The sequence below is a fragment of the Brevibacillus sp. YAE8 genome, from assembly GCF_057543335.1.
Window position 1 is genome coordinate 78,237 of sequence record NZ_BAAIYG010000014.1, and the last position, 26,005, is coordinate 104,241.

Genomic DNA, 26,005 nt, shown 5'->3' on the forward strand with positions numbered 1-26,005 from the left:
CACCTTTCTTTACTTGGTACTGGTCCACTCCTGCATCAGCCGGGCTTGTCTGCGCACCACTTCCTCCAGCGGATGGCCTGCCGGAATGCCCGTGTTGTTGTGCAACGCATATTCCCACCCGAACAGTTTCAAGTCTGACTGGATGCGCACCGCTTCTTCGTCCTCTGGCGAGTCGAACAACAGCGCTGCGGCAATCGCCAACCCCAAATGCTCGGGACTGATTCCTCTCTCCATGCATTCCAGCGCAGGGCCTACCAGCCGATCGTGGCGGGACAGCTTGCGCAGCGGCGAACGCCCTACCCGGACCACTTCGTCCGAGAGCAGCGGATTCGTGAAGCGCGCCAATATTTTCTCGATATACTGCGTATGCGCCTGCTCGTCAAAGCCGTACTTGGCTACCAAAAGCGCTCCTGTCTCCTGCAAGGCGCCTCTCGCAGCCTTCGCCACCTTCTCGTTTTGCATCGCTTCATCAATCGTTTTCAATCCCAACTGATAGCCGAGATACGCAATCACGGCATGGCCGGTATTGACGGTAAACAGCTTTCTCTCGATGTACGGAGCCAAATCGTCTACATAGGTGACGCCTTCGATCTGCGGCACGTCTCCTACTAACTGCGAACGGTCCACGACCCACTCGAAAAACGGCTCTACCACAACGAGCAGCTTGTCTTCATGCTGCTGGATCGGCACGATGCGGTCTACCGCCGCATTCGGGAAACCGATCAACTCCGTCGCCTGTGCCTGCAGCTCTGCGGAGAGCCCCGCGAAAACGTGCTCCTTCAGCTTGGCGCTCCCGCCAATCATGTTTTCGCAGGCGATTACATTAAGCGGACGCGGATTGTCTGCCAGTCGCTTCGCAATGCCTGCCGCAATCGCTCCCGAAATCGGCCCGAGGACGTTTGGCCCTACAGCCGTAGTCACCAGATCGGCGGAAGCGATAGCAGCAGCGACAGCTTCGACATCCTGCCCGTGAATCGCCCGCACTCCTTCCACGACCGACTGGGGATTTCCTGCTGTTGCCAATTGCACGTGATACATTTTTCTCTGGTTCAGCTCGTCGACCAGCGCTGTGTTCACATCGACAAACACAACCTCGTAGCCTGCCTGTCTCAACAGTTGCCCGATGAAACCGCGCCCGATATTGCCTGCTCCGAAATGGACTGCCAGCATGAGCGACTACACCTCCTCGGTGAACATCGCCATGATTTCTTCTGCTGTAGAGGCTTGGACGATCCGCTTCACGTTTTCTTCCTCAGAGCAAAGGATGGCGATATTGGACAGCACCTCCAGATGCTCATCGCCTACTGCCGCAATCCCGACCAATAGGTACGCCGTATTCCCTTCGCCAAAATCGACGCCATCCGGCACCTGCACAACCGAGATTCCGGTGGATTGGATCTCTGCCTTTGCTTCGTTCGTTCCGTGCGGGATCGCTACGCCGCTGCCGATGTAGGTGGTCGCCAGCTCTTCGCGCTCCAGCATTTTTTCCACGTATTGAGCCGTCACGTGTCCGGCGCGAACCAGCAGCTCGCCTGCCAGTCTGATCGCTTCTTCCTTGTTCGCTGCCTTTGCATTCAGCATGATTTTCTCTGTGGTCAGTATGTTTTTCATTTTGTTCTCTCCCATCCTGTCTTTTTCAGGCAAAAGGCATATAGCCTGCCTGCTATATAATCAGCAATGCGCTGTGGTTCTCCTGTCTGCAACAAGTTCTGCATGTCTTCCTCGATCAAAAGTGAGCTGACCTCGCTGAGCACCTCCAGCCCTTCCTTGGGCACTTCCTTTGGCCCCAGCAGAAGCAGCAGCAGGTCAACCTGCATCTCCTCTTCATCCATCGAGCGAAGCAATACGGGCTGCTCCAGGCGGTGAAAAGTGAACGACGCTTTCTGCACCGCCTCGTTTCTGCCGTGGAACAGCGCCATGGACGTGCCGGGGATGCCTAGCCCGCCGAGCTTTTCGCGTGCGATCAATTGCTCGACGACCGCCTCTGCCGCAAGGACGGTTTCCCGTTTTTCCAGCTCTGTGCAAATGTCCCGCAAAAGAGCTGGCATATCGTGCTGGCTGTTACTGACGCGCTGTCCCCATAAGCCATCGAGAATTTGATTGGCGTAAGTGGCATAGAGCTGCATCGCCTTCAACTGCTCCTGCGACTGCCTGCCAGGCGGCACAATTTTGCTTTCCTTTTTCGCCGCCCCCACCTGGACCGGGCGGTTGTGCAGATGAAACTTGATTTTTTGAATGTCGTCCTGCGGCAGCAGCGGGCTGACGACTACGTATTCTGCCGGGTCGAGCGCCAGCGGCAGGGTGGAAATAATCAGATCGTAGTCGCTGCGCGGCACGTTGCCCAGATCAAACATGGACAAGTTGCGCAAGCTGACGATCTCGGGAATTTCCTTTTTGATGCGCGTCGCCAAAATCTTCGACGAGCCGATGCCGCTGGAGCAGACGACCAGTGCGCGATAGCGATGGTGCTCCAGCCGCCCCCTCTCCAGCGCTGCCCCCAGATGCATGACCAGATAGCCAACCTCTTCCTCCGGCACTTGCAGCTCAGGCAGGAGGACCGCCACCACCTCCTTCGCCACCGTAAACAGCTCCGGGTAGTTTTGCTTGATCTGGCCGAGGATCGGATTGTGAATCTCCATCTGACGCCTGAGCCTGTACAGCGCCGGCTCCAGATGCGTCAGCAGGCCGTGAAACAAAGACGTGTCCTCCCGCAGCGAAAGCCCCAGACGCTCTTCGCACAGGGCAATGAAGCGTGCGGTCAAGGCGGCCAGCTCGGTATTTTCCGGCCAGACGGCGTCCTCGGGGGACTGCCGCAGCTTCGCTCCACGCAAATGCATCGTAATATAGCCGATTTCATCCTGCGGAATCTCCATCTGAAAGATGTGCTGCAGCCGTTCCATGATGTTTTTGGCGACGACGTATTCGGGGGTTCCCGCCAGCTCGCTCAGCGTATGCTCGTCGAAGCGAATCTTTTCGCCTTTTTCAATCCGCTCCATCGCCAGTGCCAAATGCGCGACCAGGCCGATATAGGCGCTGTCCGCGAGCGGATACGGCAGCTCGGCTTCGAGGTGGCTCAGGGCATTTTCCACCTTCATCAGCTTTTCCCGGTCGATCAGTGACAAAAGCCGCCGGGAAATCGAGTCCATGTCCCGCGAAGATTTGTTTTGAATGTTTTCCTTAATAATCCCGATCAGCTCGTGGTCATCGAGATGCTCGGCAATCAAACGGCTGATCGCCTTTCTTTTGGACGCCTCGTTTCCCAGCAGCTCGACTCCGTATCCTCGCTTTCTCAGCAAGGTCAGGTCGTAACGGCCGAGCAGTTCCTCGAGATCGTCCAGGTCGTGGCTGATCGTGGCGGTCGTTACCTTCAGATCAATCGCCAGCGAAATCAACTTGACGGGTTCTGTGGCTGCCAGCAGGGAGCAGAGGATGATCGCCTTGCGTTCCTCGGCGGTAAACTCCGTCGTCGTCTGGTGCAGGACAGACATTTTCAGCGCCAGCTTTTGCTCGGGTGTGCCTACAACCTCTACCCCGGCCCCCGTCTTGCGCACCAGTTCCAGGCCGCTTTCGGCAAACAGCGGGTCGAGGGCGTCCAGCTCCCTGTGGACGGTTCGCGTGCTCACGCCGATTCGCTCGGCGATCTGCGCTACGGTTATGCCCTTTTTCTCCTGCAATAAAATTTCCATGATCGATCGCTGCCGTGAGGATACATGCATGCCCTTGCTCCCTCCTTAACGCCAAAGAGGGAAAACGCTAGCTTTCACTAGCGTTGATCCCCTTTTACCCCAGCCGTTTGACCAACTTGTCATACTCCGGACTATTCAAGAAGTTATCAATGGAGATGTGCTCGGCAGACGGTGCTTTTGCCCGCGCTCTCTCTGTCAGCGACTTGTGCGTAATGACAATATCGGCATCGTCAGGAATGTCGTTGATTGCGGTGTTGATAACCGTGATCTCGCCAAGTCCGGCATCCTTGAACTTTTTGCGCAGGGATGCCGCCCCCATTGCGCTGGAGCCCATACCAGCGTCGCAAGAAAAGACTACTTTTTTCACATCGGCAGCCACCACTGCTTTCGCCGCCGCTACCTCTTCTCCTTCTGCTGCTGGTTGCTTTTTGCCTTTCAGTTCCTGCATTTTTTCCGTCGCTTTTTCCAACTCGTCCTCATCGGACTTGCCGCCCATTTTCAGCAATGCAGCCGCGATGACGAAGGAAACGACTGTCGCTGCAACAACCCCTGCCAACACTGGCAGCAAGCCGCCCCGCGGAGCCATTGCACTGAGAGCGAAAATGCTACCTGGCGATGGCGATGACACCAGTCCTGCTCCAAGCAGCGTGAAGGTGAAGACCCCTGCCATTCCGCCGCCTATTGCCGCCAAAACGAGGCGCGGATTCATCAAGATGTAAGGGAAGTAAATTTCGTGAATACCACCGAAAAAGTGAATGATAACCGCACCTGGCGCCGACTGCTTGGCGTTGCCGCGCCCTGCCAGCCAATATGCCAATAGGATTCCCAAGCCAGGCCCTGGATTTGTCTCCATGAGGAAAAAAATTGATTTCCCTGTTCTCACTGACTCTTCCAGTCCAATCGGACTAAAAATACCGTGGTTAATTGCATTGTTCAAAAACAGCATCTTCGCCGGCTCGACTAAAATGCTTGCGAGCGGCAGCAATCCTGCATCCACAATCACTTGAACACCGGAAGCGAGTGCTTTGCTAAGACCAGTCACGACCGGACCAATCGCTAGGAATGCTATTATCGCAAGCACCCCCCCAATTATTCCCGCCGAAAAATTGTTAATCAGCATTTCAAAACCAGAACGAATTCTGCCTTCAAGTAGTTGGTCCACTTTTTTCATGATCCAACCACCGAGAGGTCCCATTATCATTGCTCCCAAAAACATCGGGATGTCTGATCCAACTATAATCCCCATTGTGGCAACGGCCCCTATGACACCGCCACGTACATCGTGAATCATTTTCCCACCCGTGTATCCGATCAAAAGCGGTAGCAGATACGTAATCATTGGAACAACCAACTTGGCCAGTTCCTCATTAGGCCATCGCCCCGTCGGGATAAACAACGCCGTAATCAATCCCCAGGCGATAAACGCGCCGATGTTCGGCATCACCATCGCACTGAGAAACCGCCCAAATTTTTGTACCGAGACTCGCACACCGCCGGAAGATTGGTTCTTTGTCGCCAAGTTCTCCATACTGGACCCTCCTTTACCCTGTCTATAAAAATGTTGACATGATTAAACAGATAATGTGCACACCTCAAATATAAAGCGTTTACATACGCGTCACAACAAAATCAAAGCGCGAATTTGTCGTCCTTATTGTTGCCAAAACTTAATAACGGCTAAAAAAAAGACTTCCGCTCCGCAGAGCCGAAGTCTCTTTTCCTTAAAAATCTTCTCTTTCCACCTTCATCACTTTTCCCGTTTCCGCATTGACCTCGACTCAAGAATCTGTCACATTCTCTCCCAGTGTGTCGGGTAATATCAAAGGAATACCCGTTACCGTAGGCGGTTCCATTAGTAGCACTGTTGGCTACACATTAAATGTCCCTGCCAATAAAACTGTATATATGGGATACAGAGTGAAATATAGCGTTGAAGAGGGGACTAGGGAAATGATTGACCTGGTCACTGGAAAAGTCGTCTCTAGTAACACCTATGTTGTTAAAAATCCGAAATTCGGTGAATACAAACTAATCGACGCAAAGTGATCCCCAAGTAACAAACAAAAAGGATTGGCTAACCAGCTAATCCTTTTTGTTCAGAATGAAGTATCCTAGTTTTGAAAGTGTGTACATAGCGAAGATAGACATTAATGTCTTAGAAATGACGTAACCATCAACGGCCAATTGATATCCCGGGGGTATTAAACTCTTGGGATTAAACCAAAAGTAAACGGAAACTACCGCAGGTATCAGTATCAGAATTTACGCTATGACATGCCTGTTTTCCATGGAGATTCTGCCACCTTATACGATTATTAGTCATTCTGACTGGAATCCATTTTGACAATGATTGGCTTTAAATTCAAGAGGAATTTTTACCAAAATACCCCTCATTCTCTATTTCTTTCTTGCATGCAAAAAAAGCCGACGCAATCACCATTGCATCGGCTTTTCCTTATCGGTAGCGCTTAGCGCTGTTTGTTATATGGTCTTCCTGCGGACTCGCCGCTGCGGGAGCGGGACTCGCCGCCGCGCGGGCGGGAATCGCCACTGCGAGGACGGAACTCGCCGCTGCGCGGGCGAGGTGGGCGTTTGCCGCCGAAGCCGGAGCCAGAGCCGTATCCGCCTTTTCCTTTCGGGAACGTCTTTTTCTTGCCTACGCGCAGAGGCGCTTCTTCGGTCAGGCGAACCGGAGTCATATCCGGCTCTTTGGTCAGCAGCTTGAGGGCAGCAGACACGAGCGTTACAGAATCAATATCCTCCAGCAATTGCTCCGCCAATGTTTTGTAGGCGCTCAAGTCTTCGCGGCCGGACGCCTCCAAAATTTTCTCCACGGTCAAACGCTGCTGGCCTTCCAACGCTTCCGCCATCGTCGGTACCGAACGACGCTCCATGCGGCGGTTTGTCGCGCGCTCGATCAGACGCAGATGGTCGATTTCGCGGGAAGTGACAAACGTGATCGCCAGACCTGTTTTCCCGGCACGGCCAGTACGGCCGATGCGGTGAACGTAGCTCTCGGAGTCTTGCGGAATGTCGAAGTTGAATACGTGCGTTACGCCGCTGATATCCAGACCGCGGGCAGCAACGTCTGTCGCCACCAGCACCTCGATCGTGCCTTCCTTGAACTTGCGCAGCACGCTGTCGCGTTTTGCCTGGTTCAAATCGCCGTGGATTCCTTCGGCGCCGTAGCCGCGCTTGGTCAGCGCTTCCGACAGCTCATCTACACGACGCTTGGTGCGCCCGAAAATAATCGCCAGCTCAGGCGAGTGAATATCGAGCAAGCGGCAGAGCACGTCGAATTTTTGCTTTTCGGCAACTTCCATATATTGCTGTTCGATGTTTGGAACGGTGACTTCCTTCGGCTTGACGGAAATCAGTGCCGGCTCTGTCATGAACTGCTGCGCGATTTCCTGAATCGCTCTCGGCATAGTCGCAGAGAACAGCAACGTTTGACGGTTGTCAGGCACTTCTTGCAAAATTTCCTTGATGTCATCAATGAAGCCCATGTTCAGCATTTCATCCGCTTCGTCCAGGACGACGATCTCGATCGCGTCGAGGCGGATGGTTCTTCTGCGCATATGGTCCATAAAACGGCCCGGCGTTGCCACGATGATTTGCGGACGCTTTTTCAGCGCCTTGATCTGGCGGGTAATGTCTTGACCGCCGTAGATCGGCAGCGCGGAAATGTTTTTGAACTGGGCGATCTTGTTGATTTCTTCTGCTACCTGCACAGCCAGCTCGCGAGTCGGCGTCAGGACAACCCCTTGAATGTTGCCGTTGTTTTCATCGAGGCGTTCCACCAGCGGAATCCCGAATGCAGCCGTTTTCCCTGTACCTGTTTGCGCCTGTCCGATCAAGTCCCGGCCTTGCAGAGCAACAGGAACGGTTTGCTCCTGAATCGCAGTCGCCTCTTCGAATCCCATATTGCCAAGCGCTCTTACAACAGAATGATGCAAACCAAAATCATAAAATGTAGTCAATGAACGTCAGTCTCCTTTTACTTTACCTTCTTCTATAAAATCCTCACTAAAAAAGGGCACTATTCCTTACAGCCGGAACATGCCCTTTTATCTCCGATTGTACATAAGCACCCTACAAAGAACATAGCTGTAATCGTACCATGCATCCTGTAAAATTGCAAACGGCATTTGTGCCCATTTTCCTCTAGTCTCAACAGATTGGCGCAGAAACATACCTCCGTTAACTGCAAAAACAAAAGCAGCCCTGCCCGGATCATCCAGACAGGACTGCTTTCTTCCGTCATCGCGCTTTCATACCCGGCACCGCGATTATTTTACCCATTTATGGAACAGCTCGTCGAATTTCCCTTGCAGCTTCATTTCGTCCATCCAGACATCGAGATAGCTGGCGAAAATAAAGTCGCCGCGCGGAATCATGTACGCTTTTTCGCTGCGGGTAAACGGCTTGTCCGTCAGAGCCGCGTACAGGCGGGAATCGGCTTTGGAATACACCATGGCTTCGATCGTGTCGGTAATCATCACATCGTATGTGCCGTTGGCGACAAGGGCAGGGATGTCCAGGTTGTTTTGCACGACAGTAACGGTAGCGTTTTTCAAATGGTCGCGCACGAACTGTTCGTTGGTACCGCCCGGATTCACGCCAATGCGCACTTCTTTTTTATTGATGTCTTCCAGGCTTTTGTACTTGTCCTTGTCCTGCACGCGAATCAGCGGAGCTTTTCCGAACTCGATGTACGGATCGCCCATGTGCGCTTTTTTCTGGCGATCGGTGTTGCGGGTCACGCCGCCGACCGCGATGTCAAATTTGTTCGCCAGCAGATCGTCCATCAGCGTCGGCCAGGAGGTTTGCACGAAGCGCGCTTCTACTCCAAGGCTTTTCGCAAACTCTTTCATCGCGTCGATGTCGTAGCCTTCAAATTCGTTCGTTTTCGGGTTCAAATATGTGAACGGCTTGTAGTCGCCCGGTGTGCCCACGAGAATGTATCCCCGTGCGATAATCTCGTCGAGGCGGGACTCAAACTGTTTGTTTTCCTGTTTTTTGACCGCTTCCACTGCTGCGGTCTGCCCGGTTTGCGCGCCTGTAGTAGCAGCAAACGCTCCGGTTCCAGTCATCAGCATCGTTGCAGCGAGCGCGCTCGCCATCATTCTTTTTGTCCACTTTTTCATTAGTTTCTTCTCCTCCCGATTGTCGATCAGTCTGTCTCATGCCCATCTGCTGTTTCGAGCTGTCTCATCCCTTACATGGCATCCCCCCTTTAACCAGGGACGGGCTTTAGCCTTACAAGGTCTTACAAGGTGAACTTGCCTACGCCCTGCTGCAACTCCTCCGTGACCGTGTTCAACTGCTCGACCGAACGGGCAATGTCCTGAATGGCTTGCAACTGTTCGGCCGTGGCCTCCACGACCTTCTGCGCGTCTTCCGAGGCAAGCTTGGCAATGTTGTACATTTCGTCGACCGAGGCGCTCACCTGCTCAGAGCCTGCAGACATTTCCTCCGATGCCGCCGACACCTCCAAAATATGGGCGGCAACATTGCGCGACGATTCCAAAATATGCGCGAAAATATCCCGCACCTCTTCGATCATCGAAATGCCTTCCTGCGCCTCGCGATTGCCGGTGTTCATCACTTCTACCGCGTGGCGGGTATCCTGCTGGATTTCCCCGATCAGCGCCGCGATTTTCGCAGCCGACTCCTCGGATTGATGCGCCAGATTTTTCACTTCTCCCGCCACGACGGCAAAGCCGCGGCCGTGCTCGCCAGCCCGCGCTGCCTCAATCGACGCGTTGAGCGCAAGCAGGTTGATTTGCGAGGTTAACTGGCTGATCGTATCGAGAATCCCTTCGATCTCCTTGGATCGGCTGTTCAAGCGCTCAATGGCTTCAGCCGCTCTGGTCGTGCCCTCTCCGATGCTGCCCATTTGCCGGACGGCCTGCTCGACGACTGCTGCGCCTTGCTCGGCCTGATCCGATGCCTCGCGCGCCGCTTCGGACACATGCGCGGATGTCTCTGCAATTTTCACAATCCCCGCCGCCATGTCATTCATGGACAAGGCGACGTCCTTGGAGCTGGTAGCCTGTGCCTCGGCCCCGCTGGCAATCTGGTTGATTGACGTCCCGATCCGGTTTACGTTTTCGGTCGCGTGTTCAATTCCTGCCGACACTTCATGCGTAAAGCGCAGCACCTGCTCCGACGATTGCGACACGCCTTCGATCAAGCCTTTCAAGTGCGAGACGGTCTGGTTGAAGTCGCGGGAAAGCACTGCGATCTCATCTTTTCCGGCCACCGTGACCGTCTCTGTGAGATTGCCCTGGGCGACGACATTGACGGCCTGGTTCAGACGCTGGATCGGTCGAACCAAACGAACCGACAGCCAGTACACGAAAATGATGCCCACCGCCAGAACGACCAAGGAAATAGCCAGCAGCTTGATCGACAGTTCGTTGACCGGAGCGTGCAGGTCTTTGGCCGGAGCAGTGATGAACACTCCCCAGTTCAATCTGGTCGAAGCGTAGGAGGCGAATTGCGCCGCTTGTCCCTCTTCGTATTGAATGACTCCGCGGCCGCCTTGTGCCGTTGCTTCAAAGGCGGTTTTCAACTCAGGAATATTGCTGTCGAGCACCGACTGCTTCAAAATGACTTCGCTGTTCGGATGCCAAATATACGTTCCTTTTTTGCTCACCAAAAAGGCATAGCCACTATGTCCGAACTTCTCCTCGGAAACCGTCTTCTGAATCTCGTTGATCGGAATGGTCGAACCGACATAGCCGTATTGGCGATTGTCCTTCATCAGCGGAACGATGATCGTCACGATGTAGTTGCCTGTCCGCTGCGACACGACCGGCTCGGAAACGATGATTTTCCCCTCGCCTCGTCCTGCCTCCTGAAAATGCGGACGATCAGACGGGTTCGTCTCCTCGCCCTTGAAGTTGATGACTTTTTTGCCGCTCAGGTCATAGGAAAAGAAAAACGTCTCAAACTCGGGGTTTTTCTTCTGCGCCTCCTGAATCAGCTTCAAGTCATGGTCGAAATTGTTGTCGGCGGAAATCATCTCTCCGATCGTTTCAACAATTCCGATTTTTTCTTGGAAAAAGCTGTCGATTCTGATGGAAAGATTGCTGGCCGTAAGTTCCGCTTCTTTGTCCAGGCTGGACGACAGCAACTGCGACGAGCTGTAGTAGCTGGCACCGCAGACCGTACCCAAGCTGACAATCAAGAGCAGGCACATGACGACGATTAGCTTTTTCTTCAAACTGGATTCCATCTCACGCTGTACCTCCTATCCTTTTTTGGCAACAAAAAAGACTGCCACCCGGACAGCCTTCTTACGTGTACGGCATGGCAACCCGGCTATCGTAGCAGCAGAAGATGCGCTCTGCTTGCCTTAGACCCGTGGCTTTGCGTCCCTGCCTTTCAACAGGTTTGCCTTTGTCATTTTTTGTCGTTTTATCTGTATAAAAATACTATAGCACAACATCGGAAAAATGTGGGTTAACTTTAAAATAATGGATTGGATTTTTTTCCACACAAAATCTTTACCCAAATTGTTTGACAAGTAAACTACTTTCTACGAAATAATTGCGAAAAAATCGCAAAAAGGCTGACACCTTGTTGTTGGTGTCAGCCTGTCGTCCACTTTTGACTTCTTCGTTTAGCTCAGCCCTTCCACGTGGCCGTGCTCATCCACATACAGCGATTCGGCCGCAGGTTTCTTCGGGAGTCCCGGCATCGTCACCAGGCTTCCGGTCAAGGCGACGATGAAGCCTGCTCCTGCCGAAATCCGCACTTCGCTCACCTGAATGGTAAAACCGACAGGGGCGCCAAGCTGATCGGCCCGATCTGTAAAGGAGTACGGCGTCTTCGCCATGCACACAGGCAGATGGGACAGCCCCATTTCCTCTACCTTCTGGATCGTTTTTGTCGCCAGCGGCGAAAAGACTACCCCGGAGCCGCGGTAAATTTCTTTGACCACCGTCTCAATCTTTTCCTTCACGCCGAGGTCTTCTTCGTACAAAAAGCGGAATTGCCCAGGGCGCTCTGCCGCGCGCGTCACTTTTTCCGCCAGTTCGATTGCGCCTTCTCCGCCTTCTGCCCACGCCTTGGACAGCGCCACCTCGGCACCTGCCTCCTGGCACAGCGCCATGACTGCGTCGATCTCCGCTTGTGTATCGGTGGCAAAATGGTTGATCGCTACAACCGCCGGCACGCCGAACTTCTGCAAGTTTTCCAGATGGCGACGCACGTTGGCGAAGCCTTTTTCCAATGCGGCGAGGTTTTCTTCGGCCAAATCCGGCACTTTGATTCCGGCGTTGTACTTCAAGGAACGCACGGTAATGACCACGACTGCTGCCGATGGCGTCAGCCCGGCTTTTCTGCACTTGATGTCAAAAAACTTCTCCGCGCCCAGGTCAGCGCCGAAGCCCGCTTCCGTTACGACGTAGTCGGCCAGCTTCAAGGCTGTCTTCGTGCCGATCACGCTGCTGCATCCGTGCGCGATATTCGCAAACGGACCGCCGTGGACGATGACTGGCGTGCCCTCGATCGTTTGCACGAGGTTTGGCTTGATCGCTTCCTTGAGCAGTACGCACATCGCCTCGACCGCATTGATTTCTTCCGCCCGGACTGGCTTGTCTTCAAAATCGTAGCCGATGATGATGTGGTTCAGCCGCTCGCGCAAGTCGGCGAGGTTCTCGCTCAGGCACAAAATCGCCATGATTTCCGATGCGGTCGTAATCATGAAGCCGTCTTCGCGCGTCATGCCGTTGCCGTCTCCCAGCCCGACCACGATATTTCTGAGCGCGCGGTCGTTCATGTCCATCGCCCGTTTCCAGACGATTTTTTTCGGATTGATGCCCCGCGGATTGCCGTGGAAAATATGGTTGTCGATCATCGCCGCAAGCAAATTGTGCGCGGCGGTAATGGCGTGAATGTCGCCAGTAAAATGCAGATTGATTTCATCCGCAGGGAGGATTTGCGCCTTGCCGCTTCCAGTCGCTCCTCCTTTTATCCCCATGCACGGGCCAAGGGACGGCTCGCGGAGCGCTGCAATCGTCCTTTTTCCAAGCAGATTGAGCGACTGCGACAAACCAATCGTGGTCAGTGTCTTGCCTGCTCCTGCCGGATTGGGATTCATCGCGGTAACGAGAATCAGCTTGCCATCAGGTCGGTCTTTTATTTTATCCCACAGCTCATCAGAGATTTTTGCCTTATACTTTCCGTAAAGCTCCAGATCCTGTTCATCGATACCTGCTGCCTTGGCAATCTCAACAATCGACTTCATACCTGCCTCCCTGCCTTGCGAAATGTTTATTTACCAATCTTCTACATTCCACATTGCAGTTTGTTCTCCTTTCCGGCGCTCCACTTTTCGCAAAAAGAAAACCTGCATTCTGTTGCGCATTCAGAATGCAGGCTGTCATTATTTGTCGAATATTTTTCCCGGGTTCAAAATGCCGTTCGGATCGAGGACTTGCTTCATCGACCGCATCACGTCCAGCGCCGCTCCGTGCTCCTTGCGCTGGTATTTGACCTTGCCGACTCCGACGCCGTGCTCTCCGGTGCACGTCCCGCCTCTGCCGAGCGCGTACTCTACCAGATGCGCATTCAGCGCCTCGGCGCGCGCCATTTCCTCGGGATCATGGACGTCTATCATCACAATCGCGTGGTAGTTTCCGTCGCCCACATGCCCTAGTACGGCTCCGTCCAGACCCGAGCGGTCAATAGCCTGTCGGGCGTCGACCACTGCTCCGGCCAGTTCGGAAAACGGCACGCATACGTCTGTCACCATCATCTTTTTCCCTGGCGACTTATGCACGAAGGCGTAGGCCAGATTGTGGCGGGCATCCCAGAGCACAGCCCGCGCCTTGGAATCGGTCTCGAACAAAAACTGCGTGCAGCCGTGCTCGGTCGCGATCGTCTGGGCAAACTCGATGTCGTGCGCCAAGCTCTGCTCGCTGCCGTGAAACTCGATAAAAAGCGTCGGGTTTTCCGGGTAGCTCGTCTCTTTGTACAAATTCACCTGGCGAATGGAGCGCTCGTCAACCAGTTCGATCCGCGCCACCTGAATCCCGGCTCCGAGAATATCGACGACAGTATCTACCGCGTCCTGAACTGTCGGGAAGCTGGCCCGCGCTGCCATCGTCACCTCCGGAATCCCGTACACGCGCAGCGTCAGCTCGGTGAACACGCCCAATGTCCCTTCCGAGCCGACGAACATTCCGGTCAGGTGATACCCGGACGAAGACTTGGCTGTCATGCTGCCCGTATGGATGATACGGCCATCGGCCAGCACCACTTCCAGATCGCGAACCTGATCGCGCATCACTCCGTAGCGTACCGAGGTCGTTCCGCTCGCATTGGTGGCCGCCATGCCGCCCAGCGTCGCGTCAGCCCCAGGGTCCACGGAAAAAAACAAGCCGTGCTTTTTCAGCTCGCGATTTAGCTGGGTGCGCGTCACGCCTGGCTGCACCCGCACGAGAAAATCTTGCGGCCGCACCTCCAGCACCTGGTTCATCAGCGAAAAGTCCATGCTGATGCCACCCGCGTACGGAATCGCGTGCCCTTCCAGGCTGGTGCCCAGTCCAAACGGCGTCACCGCAATCCGCTTTTCATTGGCCAGCTTCAGGATTGCGCTGACCTCTGCCGCCGTCTGCGGAAACACGACTACGTCCGGCAAATGCGGCGTGTGATACGATTCGTCATGGCTGTGGTGCACAAGAACGGTCGGGTTGGTCGTCACCCTGTCTTCTCCTAGCAGACTCACTAATTGCTGTTGATAGTCCACGCATACTCTCTCCTTCGCTACTTGCTCAGATTGACGAGGAACAGGCTGATTTCCGGAATGTACGTAATCAGCATCAAATCTACACACAACAGGATCAGAAACGGAATGGCTGCCTTCTCAATTTCTGTATTCGACAGCTTGGCAATATTTCCCGCTACTAACAGATTAATTCCGACCGGAGGAGTCAACATGCCAATGGCCGAGTTGACGACCATGATAACGCCGAACAGGACGGGATCAATCCCCAGTGTGTGAATGATCGGCAACAGAATCGGAGTCAGGAGAATGATGGTCACTGCCGTCTCCATGAACGTACCGAGAATCAGGAGCAGTATATTGATAATCAACAGCGTAATGATCGTGCTATCCGTAATCCCCAGCATGAACTGCGCGATCTCCTGGGGAATGTTTTCTCTCGTCATCAAAAACCCGAACGCGTTGGCGGTCGCAATAATCAGCATGATGACAGCCGTCATGCTGGCTGCGCTGTTGAAAATTTCGCCCAGGTCCCGCCACTTGATCTCCCGGTAAACGAACAGGCCGACGACAAGCCCGTACACGACCGCCACGACCGCAGCTTCCGTCGATGTAAAGACGCCGCCGTAAATCCCGCCCAGAATAATGACTGGCATGAGAATCGCCAAAATCGCATCTTTGAACGCCTGCCAGATTTCTTTTGCCGAATGCTTTTCACCGCCGCCCCAGCCCTGCTTTTTGCTGACCCAGTACGCGTAGATGATGAGCGAGATCGCGACAAGAATGCCCGGGCCGATGCCCGCGATGAACAGATCGTTAATCGACGTGCTCGCTGCCACTCCGTACAGCACCATCGGCACGCTGGGAGGAATCATGACGCCAATCGTTCCGCCTGCTGCGTGCAGCGCCGAGGAAAAGCGCACATCGTACCCTTTTTTAACCATGTGCGGAATCAGAATGCCCCCTACAGCAGCCGTCGTCGCAGCCGACGAACCCGAGATCGCGGCGAAAAAGGTGCACCCGAGAACCGCCACGATAGCCAGTCCGCCGGGCAAATTGCCGACGATCGTATTGGCAAAGCGAATCAGCCTTGCCGAGATCCCGCCCGTTTCCATCAGCTTGCCCGCCAGCAGAAAAAACGGAATCGCCATGAGCGGGAACGAATCAGTTCCGTTAAACATTTTTTGAATGACGACCAAAAGCGGAATATTTCCTTCGACTATAAAGGCCACGACTACCGACAGCCCCAACGCAACCGCAATCGGGACGTTAATGATTAAAAGCACAAGCAGCGTCAAAAACAATATCGTGCCCACGATGGCTCACTCCTTCCCGGTAATGTCTTTCCATGTCACATGAATCACGTTCATGATGAGCAGAACACCGCTGATAGGTATCACCATGTAGACATAGCCCATGGGAATGAGCAGGGTGGGTGATTTTTGAACCATGCTTCTGGCAGACAGCAGATAGCCTTGCTGAACCATCACGAGAAAAAAGAAAAGGCTGCACAGAGCCGCCACGATCAACACGACCTTATTCATGAATGGCGACAAATGCTTTTGGATGTATTCGGTACCGATATGGGCCTTGATCGCCATGGCATAAGCGGAGCCGAGAAAAGTAATCCAGATCAAAAGATAGCGCGCCAGCTCCTCTGTCCAGGCCAGCGGCTGGTCAAGGAAAAAGCGGAAAAGGACTTGCAGGAAGACGGCGACGACCATCACGGCCAGCAAGGCAATAATGACGAGACGCAGAGCGCTGTTTAGTTTGGATATGAGATTGCTCACACAGTTTCTCCTTTCGCGGAAAAGGGGGGAGAAAAGCCGCCTGGCCCCTCTCCCTTTTACCGTTTATTTCGTGTTGACGATTTCATCCACCAGCTCTTTGCCAAACTGGTCGGAAAACTTGTCGTACACAGGCTTCATGGCCTCGCGGAAAGCCTGCTTGTCGACGTCCTCTGTCACGACAACCCCTTTTGCCTTGAGGTTGGCAATCGCTTCTTCCTCCATCTTAATCATCAGCTCACGCTCGTACTGCCCGGCTTTTTTCGCTTCTTCCGCAATCAGTTGCTGAACGTCTGCGGGAAGTTTGTCCCACACCGGCTTGCTGAACAAAATCATCGCCGCGGAGTACACGTGCCCGGTCAGCGACATGTGCGTTTGCTTCGAATCGTACAGCTTGTAGGTCTGTGCGACGATCGCCGGATTTTCCTGCGCGTCTACCACTCCTTGCTGCAAAGCGGTCAACGCCTCTGTCCATGCCATCGGCGTCGGCTTGGCGCCCAGCGTCTCGAAGGCAGCGAGGTGAATCGGATTTTCCTGGGTGCGAATCTTCATGCCGGAGACGTCCTCCGGCTTCTTGATGTCTTTCGTTCCGTTCGTGATGTGGCGGAAACCGTTTTCAGCCCAAGCCAGGCCAACGAGGTTGGCGCTTTCCAAGTTTTTCAGCATCTCTTCTCCGACTTTTCCATCGAGCACCTTGTACGCTTGCTCGCGGCTCTCAAACAGGAAAGGCAGGTCGAGCACGCCCAGCTTGGCATAAAAATTCGTGACAGGCGCGGTTGACGTGATCGACATATCTGCCGTTCCAAACGTCAGTGCCTCTGTCAGCTCCCGCTCGGCCCCGAGTTGGCTCAATGGATACACCTCGATTTTCACTTTTCCGTTCGAACGCTTGTCTACATCCTCGGCCATCTTTTTCAGCGCCAGATGGTACGGGTGATCTTCGGTCAAGGAGTGCCCCGCCTTGAAGACATAGCTTTGCCCGTCGCTCGACGGCGCTCCCGTTTGCGCGGCTGGCTGTCCCCCGCCTTGTCCGGAAGGCTGGGCGGCCTGTTGACCGCCTCCGCCTCCGCATGCCGCCAGTAATAACGAAACAGACATGATGCCAGATAGCACGAAACTCCACTTCTTTCGAGACATGTTGCAATACCCCCCTATTTGTGTTTGTTTGTTTTTAATTTATTTAATAATATGAAAATTCCGCTCATTTGACTAGCTACTAGATTCCTCTTCCACCGTCCACATTCATGACCTCGCCCGTCACGATTTTCGACAGATCAGATGCCAGGTACAGGGCGGCTTGCGCGATATCCTCCGGCTGAATCAGCTCCCCCAGCGGAACACTGCTGATGAAAATATCTTTTTTCCCGGCTTCTACCTCTGCTTCGTCCCCGTTGATGAATTTGCCCAGCATCGGCGTCTCGGCCGGGCCCGGATTGATGACATTGACCCGGATGTGATGAGGGGCCAGCTCGATCGCCAAAGCCTTGCTCAGCATGATCGCCGCTCCTTTGGAGGCGCAGTAGGCGTTGAGGCCAGGCCGCGCGCGAATCCCGGCAATCGAGGCGATGTTGATGATGCTTCCTTTGTTTTTCGCTTTCATATGCGGAACCGCATGCCTGGTCGTCAAATAGATCGATTTGGTATTGACGGACATGATCCGATCCCATTGGGCGAGCGTCAACTCCTCGATAGGGGTGAACGCCTGTGGCACTCCGGCGCAATTGACCAGCACATCGGGCGCTCCGTAGACATCGAGCGTTTCCCGGACGAGCGCGGCTACGCTCTCATCGTCAGCTACATCGGCTTGCACCGCGTGGCCGCTTCCTTCCGGCAATTCGGCGACCACCTGCAAAGCGGCTTCTTCGTTTAGATCAGCGAGGATGACATTGGCTCCTTCTGCGGCAAACAGCTTGGCGATCGCTTTTCCCATCCCTGACCCGGCACCTGTTACCAGCGCGGTTTTTCCTTGCAGCAGTTGTCCGTTCATAGATTAATCACCACCATTCTTTCGTCGGTCATTTCTTCTACGGCGTAGCGCGGGCCTTCCTTGCCCAGTCCGCTGTTTTTCACGCCGCCATACGGCATGACGTCGTTGCGGTAGGTCGAGACGTCGTTGATGACGACACCGCCGTATTCCAAGGTACGCGCCGCTTTCATCGCGACATTCAGATCGCGGGTGAAAATTCCCGCCTGCAAGCCGTACTCCGAATCGTTGGCCTGGGAAAAAGCGTCCTCCAGATCGCTGTACGGAATGATCGTCACGACAGGAGCAAACACTTCCCGGCACACGACCTTCATCTCCGGCTTCGTATTGACGAGCACCGCCGGATAGAAAAGAGCGCCTTCCCGTTTGACTGGCAAAAGCGACTGCGCCCCCTGGCTGATCGCTTCCTGCACCCATTCCTCCGTGCGTTTGGCTTCTTTTTCGCTAATCATCGGCCCTACGTCTGTTTCCGGGTCTTCCGGATTGCCTACTTTCAACTGCTTGACGTGCGCGATGTACAGCTCGCTGAACTTTTCCACCACGTCCTCGTGTACGTAAATGCGCTGCACGGCGATGCACGCCTGGCCTGCGTTATGAAAGCTGCGCGCGGCTGTCTGACGGGCCGCCAGCTCCAGGTCTGCATCGTGGTGTACGATATTCGGCGAGTTGTTGCCAAGCTCCAGCGCCACCGGACGCATGCCGCTGCGCTCCTTGATATGACGGCCCACCTCGCCCGACCCGGTGAAGGTGTACATGGCGATGCGTTCCTCATCCAGCAGCCATTCTCCCACCTCGCTGCCTGCGCCTGTCACGATGTTCACATACCCTTTGGGCAGGCCCGCTTCCTCCAATACGTCCAGCAAAAGGAAGGTCGCGATCGGCGTGACCGTCGCCGGCTTGACTACCAACGTATTTCCTGCGGCGAGCGCCGGAGCGATCTTGTGCGTGCTGAGCAAAAGCGGGTAGTTGAACGGAGTAATCGCTCCGATGACGCCTTTAGGTACGCGGATCGTAAAGCCCAGGCGATTTTCCGAGCCTTCCGTCGATTGCAGCGGAATCATTTCGCCGTGAATTTTTTTCGCTTCCTCCGCCGACAGGCGCAGCGTGTTGATCGTGCGGTCCAGCTCGTTCTGCGCGTCCTTGCGCGTTTTCCCCACTTCGCGAATCAGCGACAGCTCCATTTCCTCGCGGCGCTCCTCCATCAGCGCGGAAGCCTTCAGCAAAATTTGATAGCGCTGAAACGGCGTCAGCTTATCCTGCTTGAACGTCTGCCAGGCCGCTTCTACCGCCGTCGTGACGTGCTGCTGTTCGGCGCGGGCGATATGCGCGATGCACTCGCCGCTGTATTTGTGAAAAACGGGAATGTAGCTCTCTGTTTTGATCCATTCTCCGCCGATGTACAGGTCATACGTTTTTGGTTCCATGCTCCTTTTCCTCCCTTGTTTTTATCTGGTTGCCAGGTAGATGTGCCGGACAAGCTCGTCTCCCACTTCCTTTGTCGTCGCCTTGCCCCCGAGGTCAGGCGTCAGCACCTTGCCCTCCTGCAGCACTTGTTCGATCGCGTTCATAATGACGGCGCTTGCATCCGGCAAGTCGAGGTGGTCCATCATCATGCTGAGGCTCCACACCTGTGCGATCGGGTTGGCGATGCCTTTTCCGGCGATATCGGGCGCAGAGCCATGAATCGGCTCAAACATGGACGGGTATTTGCGCTCGGGATTGATGTTCGCAGACGGTGCCAGCCCCAAGCCGCCGACAATCGCTGCCCCAAGGTCTGTCAAAATGTCTCCGAACAGATTGCTGGCGACCACGACGTCAAACGTCTCCGGGCGCGTGATAAAGTAAGCGGCCAATGCGTCGATATGATACAGGTTGGTCTGAATGTCTGGGTGCTCCCGGCTGATTTCCTTGACGATCTCATCCCAGAAAGGCATGGAATGGTTGATGCCGTTGGACTTGGTCGCCGCCGTTACGCTCTTTTTCGGCCGCTTTTCCGCCAGCGCGTACGCGTATTTGAGAATGCGCTCGGTGCCGTAGCGAGTAAATACGTTGTTTTGCACCGCCATCTCGTACGGCGTCCCCTGGTGCATCCGCCCGCCCATGTTGGAATACTCGCCCTCTGTATTTTCCCGGACGACGACGAAGTCGAGATCGGCGTGCCCTTTGTAGCGCAGCGGGCTCTCCAACCCTTTGAGCAGCTTGACAGGCCGCAGGTTCACATACTGCTGGAAGGCACGGCGAATCGGCAAAATCAGCTCCCACACCGACACGTGATCCGGTACTTCCGGCGCCCCGACAGCTCCCAGCAAGATCAGATCGTAGTCCTTCAATGTATGTAGTCCATTTTCCGGCATCATCCTGCCATGGGTGAGGTAGTACTGGCAGTTCCAGTCCATGACGTCACGGGTAAAGCGAATCCCGCCGTGCGCTTCTTCCAGCGCCGCCAAAACCTTCAAGCCTTCGTCCATCACCTCTGGACCAATACCGTCTCCCGGAATGACTGCAATCGAATAGTGAAGCAATCGACTCCCCCCTAAATGATCTAAATTTTTTGACTATATGCACCAGATAGTAAATGCACGTTTGATGCCAAGCAGGCGCAATCGCGTTAACGCGGTAAAACGCTTACATTTTGTCTCGACTGTCCACGCCGTCTCGATGCTTCCTCCCTCATAAAACAACAAAGTGTTGCAACACAACGTTGCAACACTTTGCTCACTCCAGACGATACTGTTTCATTTTCCGCCACAGTGTAGTTCGATCCATGCCCAATGCCTTTGCCGCAAGAGTCTTGTTGTATCTCGTCTGCTGCAGCGCGCTGGCAATTTGCTGCGCTTCGGGGTTCCGCTCTGCTTCGCTTGCTTCCGGCGGCACGGGCAGCCTGCCGTCGTGCCCTCCCTTTTGCCTCGCGAACAAAAAGCCTGCGTCCTCCTTGCCGATTCTTCCCCCTTTTGCCAGCAGCACCATCCGCTCGACGACATTTCTCAGCTCCCGCACATTGCCGGGCCACGAGTAACTCTGAAACAGCGGGTAGATGTCTTCATCGACTTCCTTGATCTTTTTCTCGTGCTGCTCGTTCATCTCGCGAATCATGCTCTCGACCAGCAGCGGAATGTCGCTCAGGCGCTCCCGCAACGGAGGGACATCGAGCCTGAGCATGTTGATGCGGTAGTAGAGATCGGCGCGAAACTGCTCCTTCTCGATCTCCTTGGCCAGCTCGCGATTCGTCGCCGCGACAATCCGCACATCGACGGGAATCACTTTTTCGCCGCCGACGCGACGCACGCGCCTCTCCTGCAGGACGCGCAGCAAGAGCACCTGAATGCGCAGCGGCATCTCCCCGATCTCGTCCAAAAACAGCGTGCCTCCGTGCGCCAGCTCGAACAAGCCCGGCTTGCCGCCCTTTTTCGCCCCTGTAAAAGCGCCATCCTCGTAGCCGAACAGCTCGCTCTCCAGAAGCCCCTCCGGGAGCGCCGCACAGTTCACCGCCAAAAACGGCCCGACAGCGCGTCCGCTTTCCAGGTGGATGCCTTGGGCAAACAGCTCCTTGCCCGTTCCCGATTCCCCTGTAATCAGCACGGTCGCGTTCGTTTTCGCAAACAGCGCCGCCTGCTCCTTCGTTTCGAGGATGGCAGGCGAGGAGCCGACGATGCTGTCCAGGCGGTATCTGGCTGACAGTCCGTTGTCGTGCAGCTTTTTGCGCAGCGTCATCTCCATCTTCTGAATGTCGATGATTTCCTTGAAGTTGGACACCGCCCCCACAACCTGATCCTTGACGATCACCGGAATGCGATTGATGACGATGGAACGGTCGCGCACCGTCGCGATTTCGCCCAGCTCCTCCCTGCCCGTCTTCAGCACGCGCAGCATGTCAGAGTGCGGGATGTAGTCCGTGATCGGTTTGCCCAGCACATCTCCGGACAGCCCCAGCAGCATTTTGGCATGCTCGTTGACCAGCGTAATCTGGCTGTGCCGATCGACGGCGATCACCGCGTCATGGGCCGAGTTTACGACGGCTTCCATCTGATGCTTTTCGCGCAGCCGCTCCTTTGTGTAAGTGACCAGCGAGGCTGCCTGCTGCACCGCTTTGCGCAAGGTGGCGAGCGAAGGCTCGACGGGATGCCACTGCTGCGAGGCCGGGTGCAGCGCAAAAGCATGGCGGTTCCAGATCGGCACGAGATAGACGGCCTGCTCCTGCGGATACGCCAGCTCTTTTGCGCAGAGAAACGTGCAGTCTGGCTGCGGTTGCCCCTCTTCCAGAGCGTACTCCTGCTGCAACCAGCTTTTTTCTTTTTGCGTGGCGCACACCACGACGACCTTGTGGCCCCGCCCTTCATCCGGAAGCGTTGCGATAGCCCGGCGCACGTCATTCATGTCTATCGACAGGCTGACGACGGGCAACGAGAGCGCCTCCAGCTCCTCGCTGTATTTTTCTGTAGTGATGGCGACAAACGGGTTCATCATCTGGTCGAGAATGGATTTGATCGAGTAAAAATATCCGATGTTTTGCCCGCTGTTTTCCAGCAGCGCGGTCATTTTCCGCTCCAGCTCCTTATCCAGCCTGTACAGGGCGATCATGGTTCCTCCTGGTTGACGGGCGCTGTCAGATGGTATTCCGCCATTTTGCGGTACAAGGTGTTTCGCCCGATTTGCAGCAGCTTGGCGGCCCGGCTCACATTGCCTCCGCTCGAATCAAGCGCCCGCTTGATCGCCACAAGCTCGGTTTCCCGCAAGGATGGGACCGCATGCACAGGCTCCGCCTCTTCGGTCAAGCCTTCAAGCTGGATGTGCTCCTCGCCAATCTCCCCGCCGTCGGACAAAAAGGCAGCCTGCACCAGCACGCCCTGCAACTCGCGAACGTTGCCCGGCCAGGAGTAGGCGGCGAGCTTTGCTTTTGCCTCCGGGAGCAAGACGTATGGCTGTCCCATGGCGATTTGCTGCATCAAATGTTCGGCCAGTTGGACGATGTCGCTTCGCTTGCGCAGCGGCGGCAGGTGGATGGAGACGCTTTTGAGCCGGTAGTACAAATCCGCCCGAAAACGCCCCGTCCTGATTTCCTCCGGCAAATTGCGGTGCGTGGCGGCGATGATCCGCGCATGAATCGGCCGCGACTGGTTGCTGCCTACAGGCGTGACGACCTTTTCCTGCAACACGCGCAGCAGAGCGGCCTGTCCGCGCAAAGACATGTCCCCGATCTCATCCAAAAAGATCGTCCCTTTCTTCGCCGCTTCAAACTTGCCGATTCTTCCTTCGCGATTGGCCCCGGTAAACGCCCCGCTTTCGTATCCGAACAATTCGCTTTCGATCAAATTTTCTGAAATCGCACTGCAGTTCACGGCGATAAAAGGCTCCTGCGCTCGCGGCCCTGTCTCGTGAACCATCTGTGCGAACAGCTCTTTTCCGGTGCCGCTCTCGCCGAGAATCAGCACGGGAAAATCAACCTGCGCCGCCTTTTGCCCGAGCATTTTCGCCTGCAAAAAGAGCGGGCACGATCCGGCGAGACGCGGAAACGGCTTGAGTGCAGGCATCGGCTTTTGGTTTGGGGCAGCCGCAGCGTTCCTGGAAGCACCGTCTGTTGCAGCTTGCGCCCCCCAGAAACGCTGGCGGTTATCCTGCACATCCCGTCCGGCGCGCTCCTGCTCCGGGGACAGCCGCGTTCCCAAAGCGTCTTTTCCCAGCCGCTGCTTGGCCAATTCGTTCAAGCCCACGATCCGCTCGTCCCTGTCGAGAGCTACGAGCGGCACTTTTCCCTGGCTGCTTTTCACGGCCGTGCTGCCGGGCAGGGCAATGACCCGCTCGGCGTTGGCATACAGAAAGCGATTTTGCAGGGCTTCCGCAATCATGCAGGCAATCGTCAAGGCAAACGGATGCGTGTACTCCTTGCGCGTGCTGATGTCGATGACGCCAAGCAGCTCGCCCGTCGGTGAAAAAATCGGCGCCGCCGAGCAGGAAAGAAAGCGGTTCTCCAAAAAGTAATGCTGGTCGCCCTGCACGGAGATCGGCTGCTGCGCGATCAGCGCCGTTCCTATCGCATTGGTTCCTTTGTAATCCTCCGTCCAGTTCGCCCCGATCTGCAGTTGCACCTTTTGCGCCTGATTGGCAAACACAGGGTCCCCGACGGTGTGAATGATATTGCCATCCCGATCCGACAGCAAAGCGATATGCTCTGTCGACAGCAAAAAAGGAGCAAGCTTGTTGAAGAGCGGGAGGCTTTCTTGAATCAGAGGGTGATTTTCCTGAATGATTTCTTTGATTCGTTTGCTGGAAATGATCTGGTCATTGGCTTTCTCCCAAGCTTTGAGGTTCGATTCCTGGCAGCGCTTCCAAGATTGCTGGACAATCGTTGACAACACTCTTCCCTCCCTTAAAAATCATTCTCTATCAGTATAACATGATTGAGACTCCCACGGCTAAAGCCGCAAGCTGAAGCCTTTCGGTATCAGTGGGATTCTTGGGTGGTAGTCGGAAGTACATTTCTGCTATCCGTAGTTCCCCCAAGTTCAGGGCTGTCTCATCAGCCCGTCCTAAGACAGTGCCTCTAGCATCTTAGGCTGACAGATTGTTACCATCTGTCACAGGTTGACGTATGATATTGATCGCTCCAACCCGATCACGATGCGTTTTGAATCCGCATGAACATTCGTATCTTCTGTCTTTCGCTTTATTCTTCTCCCCGCAGACAGGACAGAATTGAGAAGTATAGGCTGGATTCACTTCCACAACTTGTATCCCAACAAGATTTGCTTTGTAGGAGATGAATTGTTGAAGCTGATAGAACGTCCAACTATGCAGATTCTTGGCGTTTTTACGGCTTGTTCTTGCCGTCTTGCGAATATTCTCTAGTCGCTCAAGTTTGATGATCGAGACGCCTTCCTGAATGACTGTATGGACGATGTGACGACTAGCTAGTGATATGGTTGATGGATTATACAAATAATTCATATTAAACAGAACATAAAACAAAGTATAATAAAATATTTACAAACTTACCAATAAATTACAATATTGTTATATACCAAAAAATAAGAGTGATTGAACTGTGTTTAAGAAAAAATCAATTGCTATTTTATGCACATTAAGTCTACTGGCTATGTTGCCATCCCTTTCGTTTGCAAAAGAAGATTATAGTGAGTCACTGAAACTCCTTGGCGCCGAAGATCAAGAGGTCGTTGTAAACATCGCCGAAGAAGCCCAAGGCATGGTCACAAAAGAGCAAATCGAACAAATAGTAGAGCAAGCTGGAGATGCTAAAAGTATAACTATTCATAAAGTTGGTAAAAACACTGATGACAAAATAAAACCAATGTACCTATCTGATGTAGTTAAGCGGGTAGAAAGTTCCAATAACCCTACAGCAGCAGTGCAAATTATTTCTGTTCCTAAAGGGAAGACAATTAAACTTACTACGACCCAAGCAAAGAAAGTAAATTCCTCAGCAAGAGTTAAAGCTAGTGTTTCTGTTGGGAATGGCCCAGCATCCGTCGGCGAAGAAGTAGAAAGCACTTTGACTACAGAGATATCGACAACATACACAACAGAAGAAACTTGGACTGGACCAGCCGAAAGTTCATCATATGTTTCAAGAATTTATTATTGGACAGGATTCTATGACAGAGGAACTTGGAAAGTAGATGAGATTAACTCGGTTTAACCCCTTAAAATTTGAGTCTTTCTCCCTTATTTTCGCATTTTCATATGCTTCTTCCCTCCTTCAACCACCTAGGAGTCTAGGAAGGAAAACGCCTAGCGTCAAGGAGATCACTTGACCCCAGACGTTTTCCTTCCTGCTTGTCAGCTAGGTTGAAGTAGG

General features: G+C 54.3%; 18 protein-coding genes, 1 pseudogene and 1 riboswitch. Of the genes and pseudogenes, 1 reads left to right on the plus strand and 18 read right to left on the minus strand.

The window, feature by feature from the left end; genetic code table 11:
* Window positions 1–9: 9 nt before the first annotated feature.
* The 18 genes and pseudogenes from AC27IT_RS16750 to AC27IT_RS16835 form a co-directional block, all read right to left on the minus strand.
* Window positions 10–1,170 (minus strand): mannitol-1-phosphate 5-dehydrogenase, encoded by a 1,161-nt coding sequence (locus tag AC27IT_RS16750; RefSeq protein ID WP_221843055.1) that lies wholly within the window; start codon window positions 1,168–1,170, stop codon window positions 10–12.
* 6 nt (window positions 1,171–1,176) lie between these two features.
* Window positions 1,177–1,611 (minus strand): PTS mannitol transporter subunit IIA, encoded by a 435-nt coding sequence (locus AC27IT_RS16755; RefSeq protein WP_007777394.1) that lies wholly within the window; start codon window positions 1,609–1,611, stop codon window positions 1,177–1,179.
* A complete protein-coding gene (locus AC27IT_RS16760; RefSeq protein WP_026557599.1) occupies window positions 1,608–3,716 on the minus strand; it encodes a BglG family transcription antiterminator in 2,109 nt (702 codons plus the stop codon). Before AC27IT_RS16760 ends, AC27IT_RS16755 begins: the two co-directional genes overlap by 4 nt.
* 64 nt (window positions 3,717–3,780) lie before the next feature.
* Window positions 3,781–5,214: a PTS mannitol transporter subunit IIBC gene (locus tag AC27IT_RS16765; RefSeq protein ID WP_007779330.1), complete on the minus strand. Its 1,434-nt coding sequence runs from the start codon at window positions 5,212–5,214 to the stop codon at window positions 3,781–3,783.
* Window positions 5,215–6,154: 940 nt separating this feature from the next.
* On the minus strand, window positions 6,155–7,666 hold the full coding sequence (gene cshA / locus AC27IT_RS16770) for a degradosome RNA helicase CshA (RefSeq protein WP_007779327.1): 1,512 nt from the start codon (window positions 7,664–7,666) through the stop codon (window positions 6,155–6,157).
* Between the two features lie 309 nt (window positions 7,667–7,975).
* A complete protein-coding gene (locus tag AC27IT_RS16775; RefSeq protein ID WP_025846882.1) occupies window positions 7,976–8,833 on the minus strand; it encodes a transporter substrate-binding domain-containing protein in 858 nt (285 codons plus the stop codon).
* A gap of 122 nt (window positions 8,834–8,955) precedes the next feature.
* A complete protein-coding gene (locus tag AC27IT_RS16780; RefSeq protein ID WP_025846884.1) occupies window positions 8,956–10,929 on the minus strand; it encodes a methyl-accepting chemotaxis protein in 1,974 nt (657 codons plus the stop codon).
* Window positions 10,930–11,002: 73 nt separating this feature from the next.
* Window positions 11,003–11,102, minus strand: a riboswitch (cyclic di-GMP riboswitch).
* Window positions 11,103–11,316: 214 nt separating this feature from the next.
* Window positions 11,317–12,969 (minus strand): formate--tetrahydrofolate ligase, encoded by a 1,653-nt coding sequence (locus AC27IT_RS16785; RefSeq protein WP_340673448.1) that lies wholly within the window; start codon window positions 12,967–12,969, stop codon window positions 11,317–11,319.
* 114 nt (window positions 12,970–13,083) lie between these two features.
* Window positions 13,084–14,448 carry an FAD-binding oxidoreductase gene (locus tag AC27IT_RS16790; protein WP_007779314.1) on the minus strand — a complete coding sequence of 455 codons (1,365 nt, stop codon included), beginning with the start codon at window positions 14,446–14,448 and terminating at the stop codon, window positions 13,084–13,086.
* Window positions 14,449–14,465: 17 nt separating this feature from the next.
* The gene (locus AC27IT_RS16795; RefSeq protein WP_005835148.1) at window positions 14,466–15,740 is read right to left on the minus strand and encodes a TRAP transporter large permease; all 1,275 of its coding nucleotides are present in this window, start codon (window positions 15,738–15,740) and stop codon (window positions 14,466–14,468) included.
* 6 nt (window positions 15,741–15,746) lie between these two features.
* Window positions 15,747–16,214 (minus strand): TRAP transporter small permease, encoded by a 468-nt coding sequence (locus AC27IT_RS16800; protein ID WP_005835149.1) that lies wholly within the window; start codon window positions 16,212–16,214, stop codon window positions 15,747–15,749.
* A 63-nt stretch (window positions 16,215–16,277) separates the two neighbouring features.
* Complete coding sequence (locus tag AC27IT_RS16805) at window positions 16,278–17,348, minus strand: TRAP transporter substrate-binding protein (protein WP_005835150.1); 1,071 nt, start codon at window positions 17,346–17,348, stop codon at window positions 16,278–16,280.
* Between the two features lie 79 nt (window positions 17,349–17,427).
* On the minus strand, window positions 17,428–18,198 hold the full coding sequence (locus AC27IT_RS16810; RefSeq protein WP_005835152.1) for an SDR family oxidoreductase: 771 nt from the start codon (window positions 18,196–18,198) through the stop codon (window positions 17,428–17,430).
* Window positions 18,195–19,619 (minus strand): aldehyde dehydrogenase family protein, encoded by a 1,425-nt coding sequence (locus tag AC27IT_RS16815; RefSeq protein WP_340673442.1) that lies wholly within the window; start codon window positions 19,617–19,619, stop codon window positions 18,195–18,197. Before AC27IT_RS16815 ends, AC27IT_RS16810 begins: the two co-directional genes overlap by 4 nt.
* A 21-nt stretch (window positions 19,620–19,640) precedes the next feature.
* A complete protein-coding gene (locus AC27IT_RS16820) occupies window positions 19,641–20,717 on the minus strand; it encodes a tartrate dehydrogenase (RefSeq protein WP_007779288.1) in 1,077 nt (358 codons plus the stop codon).
* A gap of 193 nt (window positions 20,718–20,910) precedes the next feature.
* Window positions 20,911–22,773 (minus strand): sigma-54 interaction domain-containing protein, encoded by a 1,863-nt coding sequence (locus AC27IT_RS16825; RefSeq protein WP_005835155.1) that lies wholly within the window; start codon window positions 22,771–22,773, stop codon window positions 20,911–20,913.
* Window positions 22,770–24,545: a sigma-54-dependent Fis family transcriptional regulator gene (locus AC27IT_RS16830; RefSeq protein WP_238501105.1), complete on the minus strand. Its 1,776-nt coding sequence runs from the start codon at window positions 24,543–24,545 to the stop codon at window positions 22,770–22,772. Before AC27IT_RS16830 ends, AC27IT_RS16825 begins: the two co-directional genes overlap by 4 nt.
* A 196-nt stretch (window positions 24,546–24,741) precedes the next feature.
* Window positions 24,742–25,098, minus strand: a pseudogene (locus tag AC27IT_RS16835) (RNA-guided endonuclease TnpB family protein); the annotation flags it as partial.
* Window positions 25,099–25,234: 136 nt separating this feature from the next.
* Here AC27IT_RS16835 and AC27IT_RS16840 point away from each other — a divergent pair.
* Window positions 25,235–25,846 (plus strand): hypothetical protein, encoded by a 612-nt coding sequence (locus tag AC27IT_RS16840; protein WP_487091929.1) that lies wholly within the window; start codon window positions 25,235–25,237, stop codon window positions 25,844–25,846.
* Window positions 25,847–26,005: the final 159 nt, after the last annotated feature.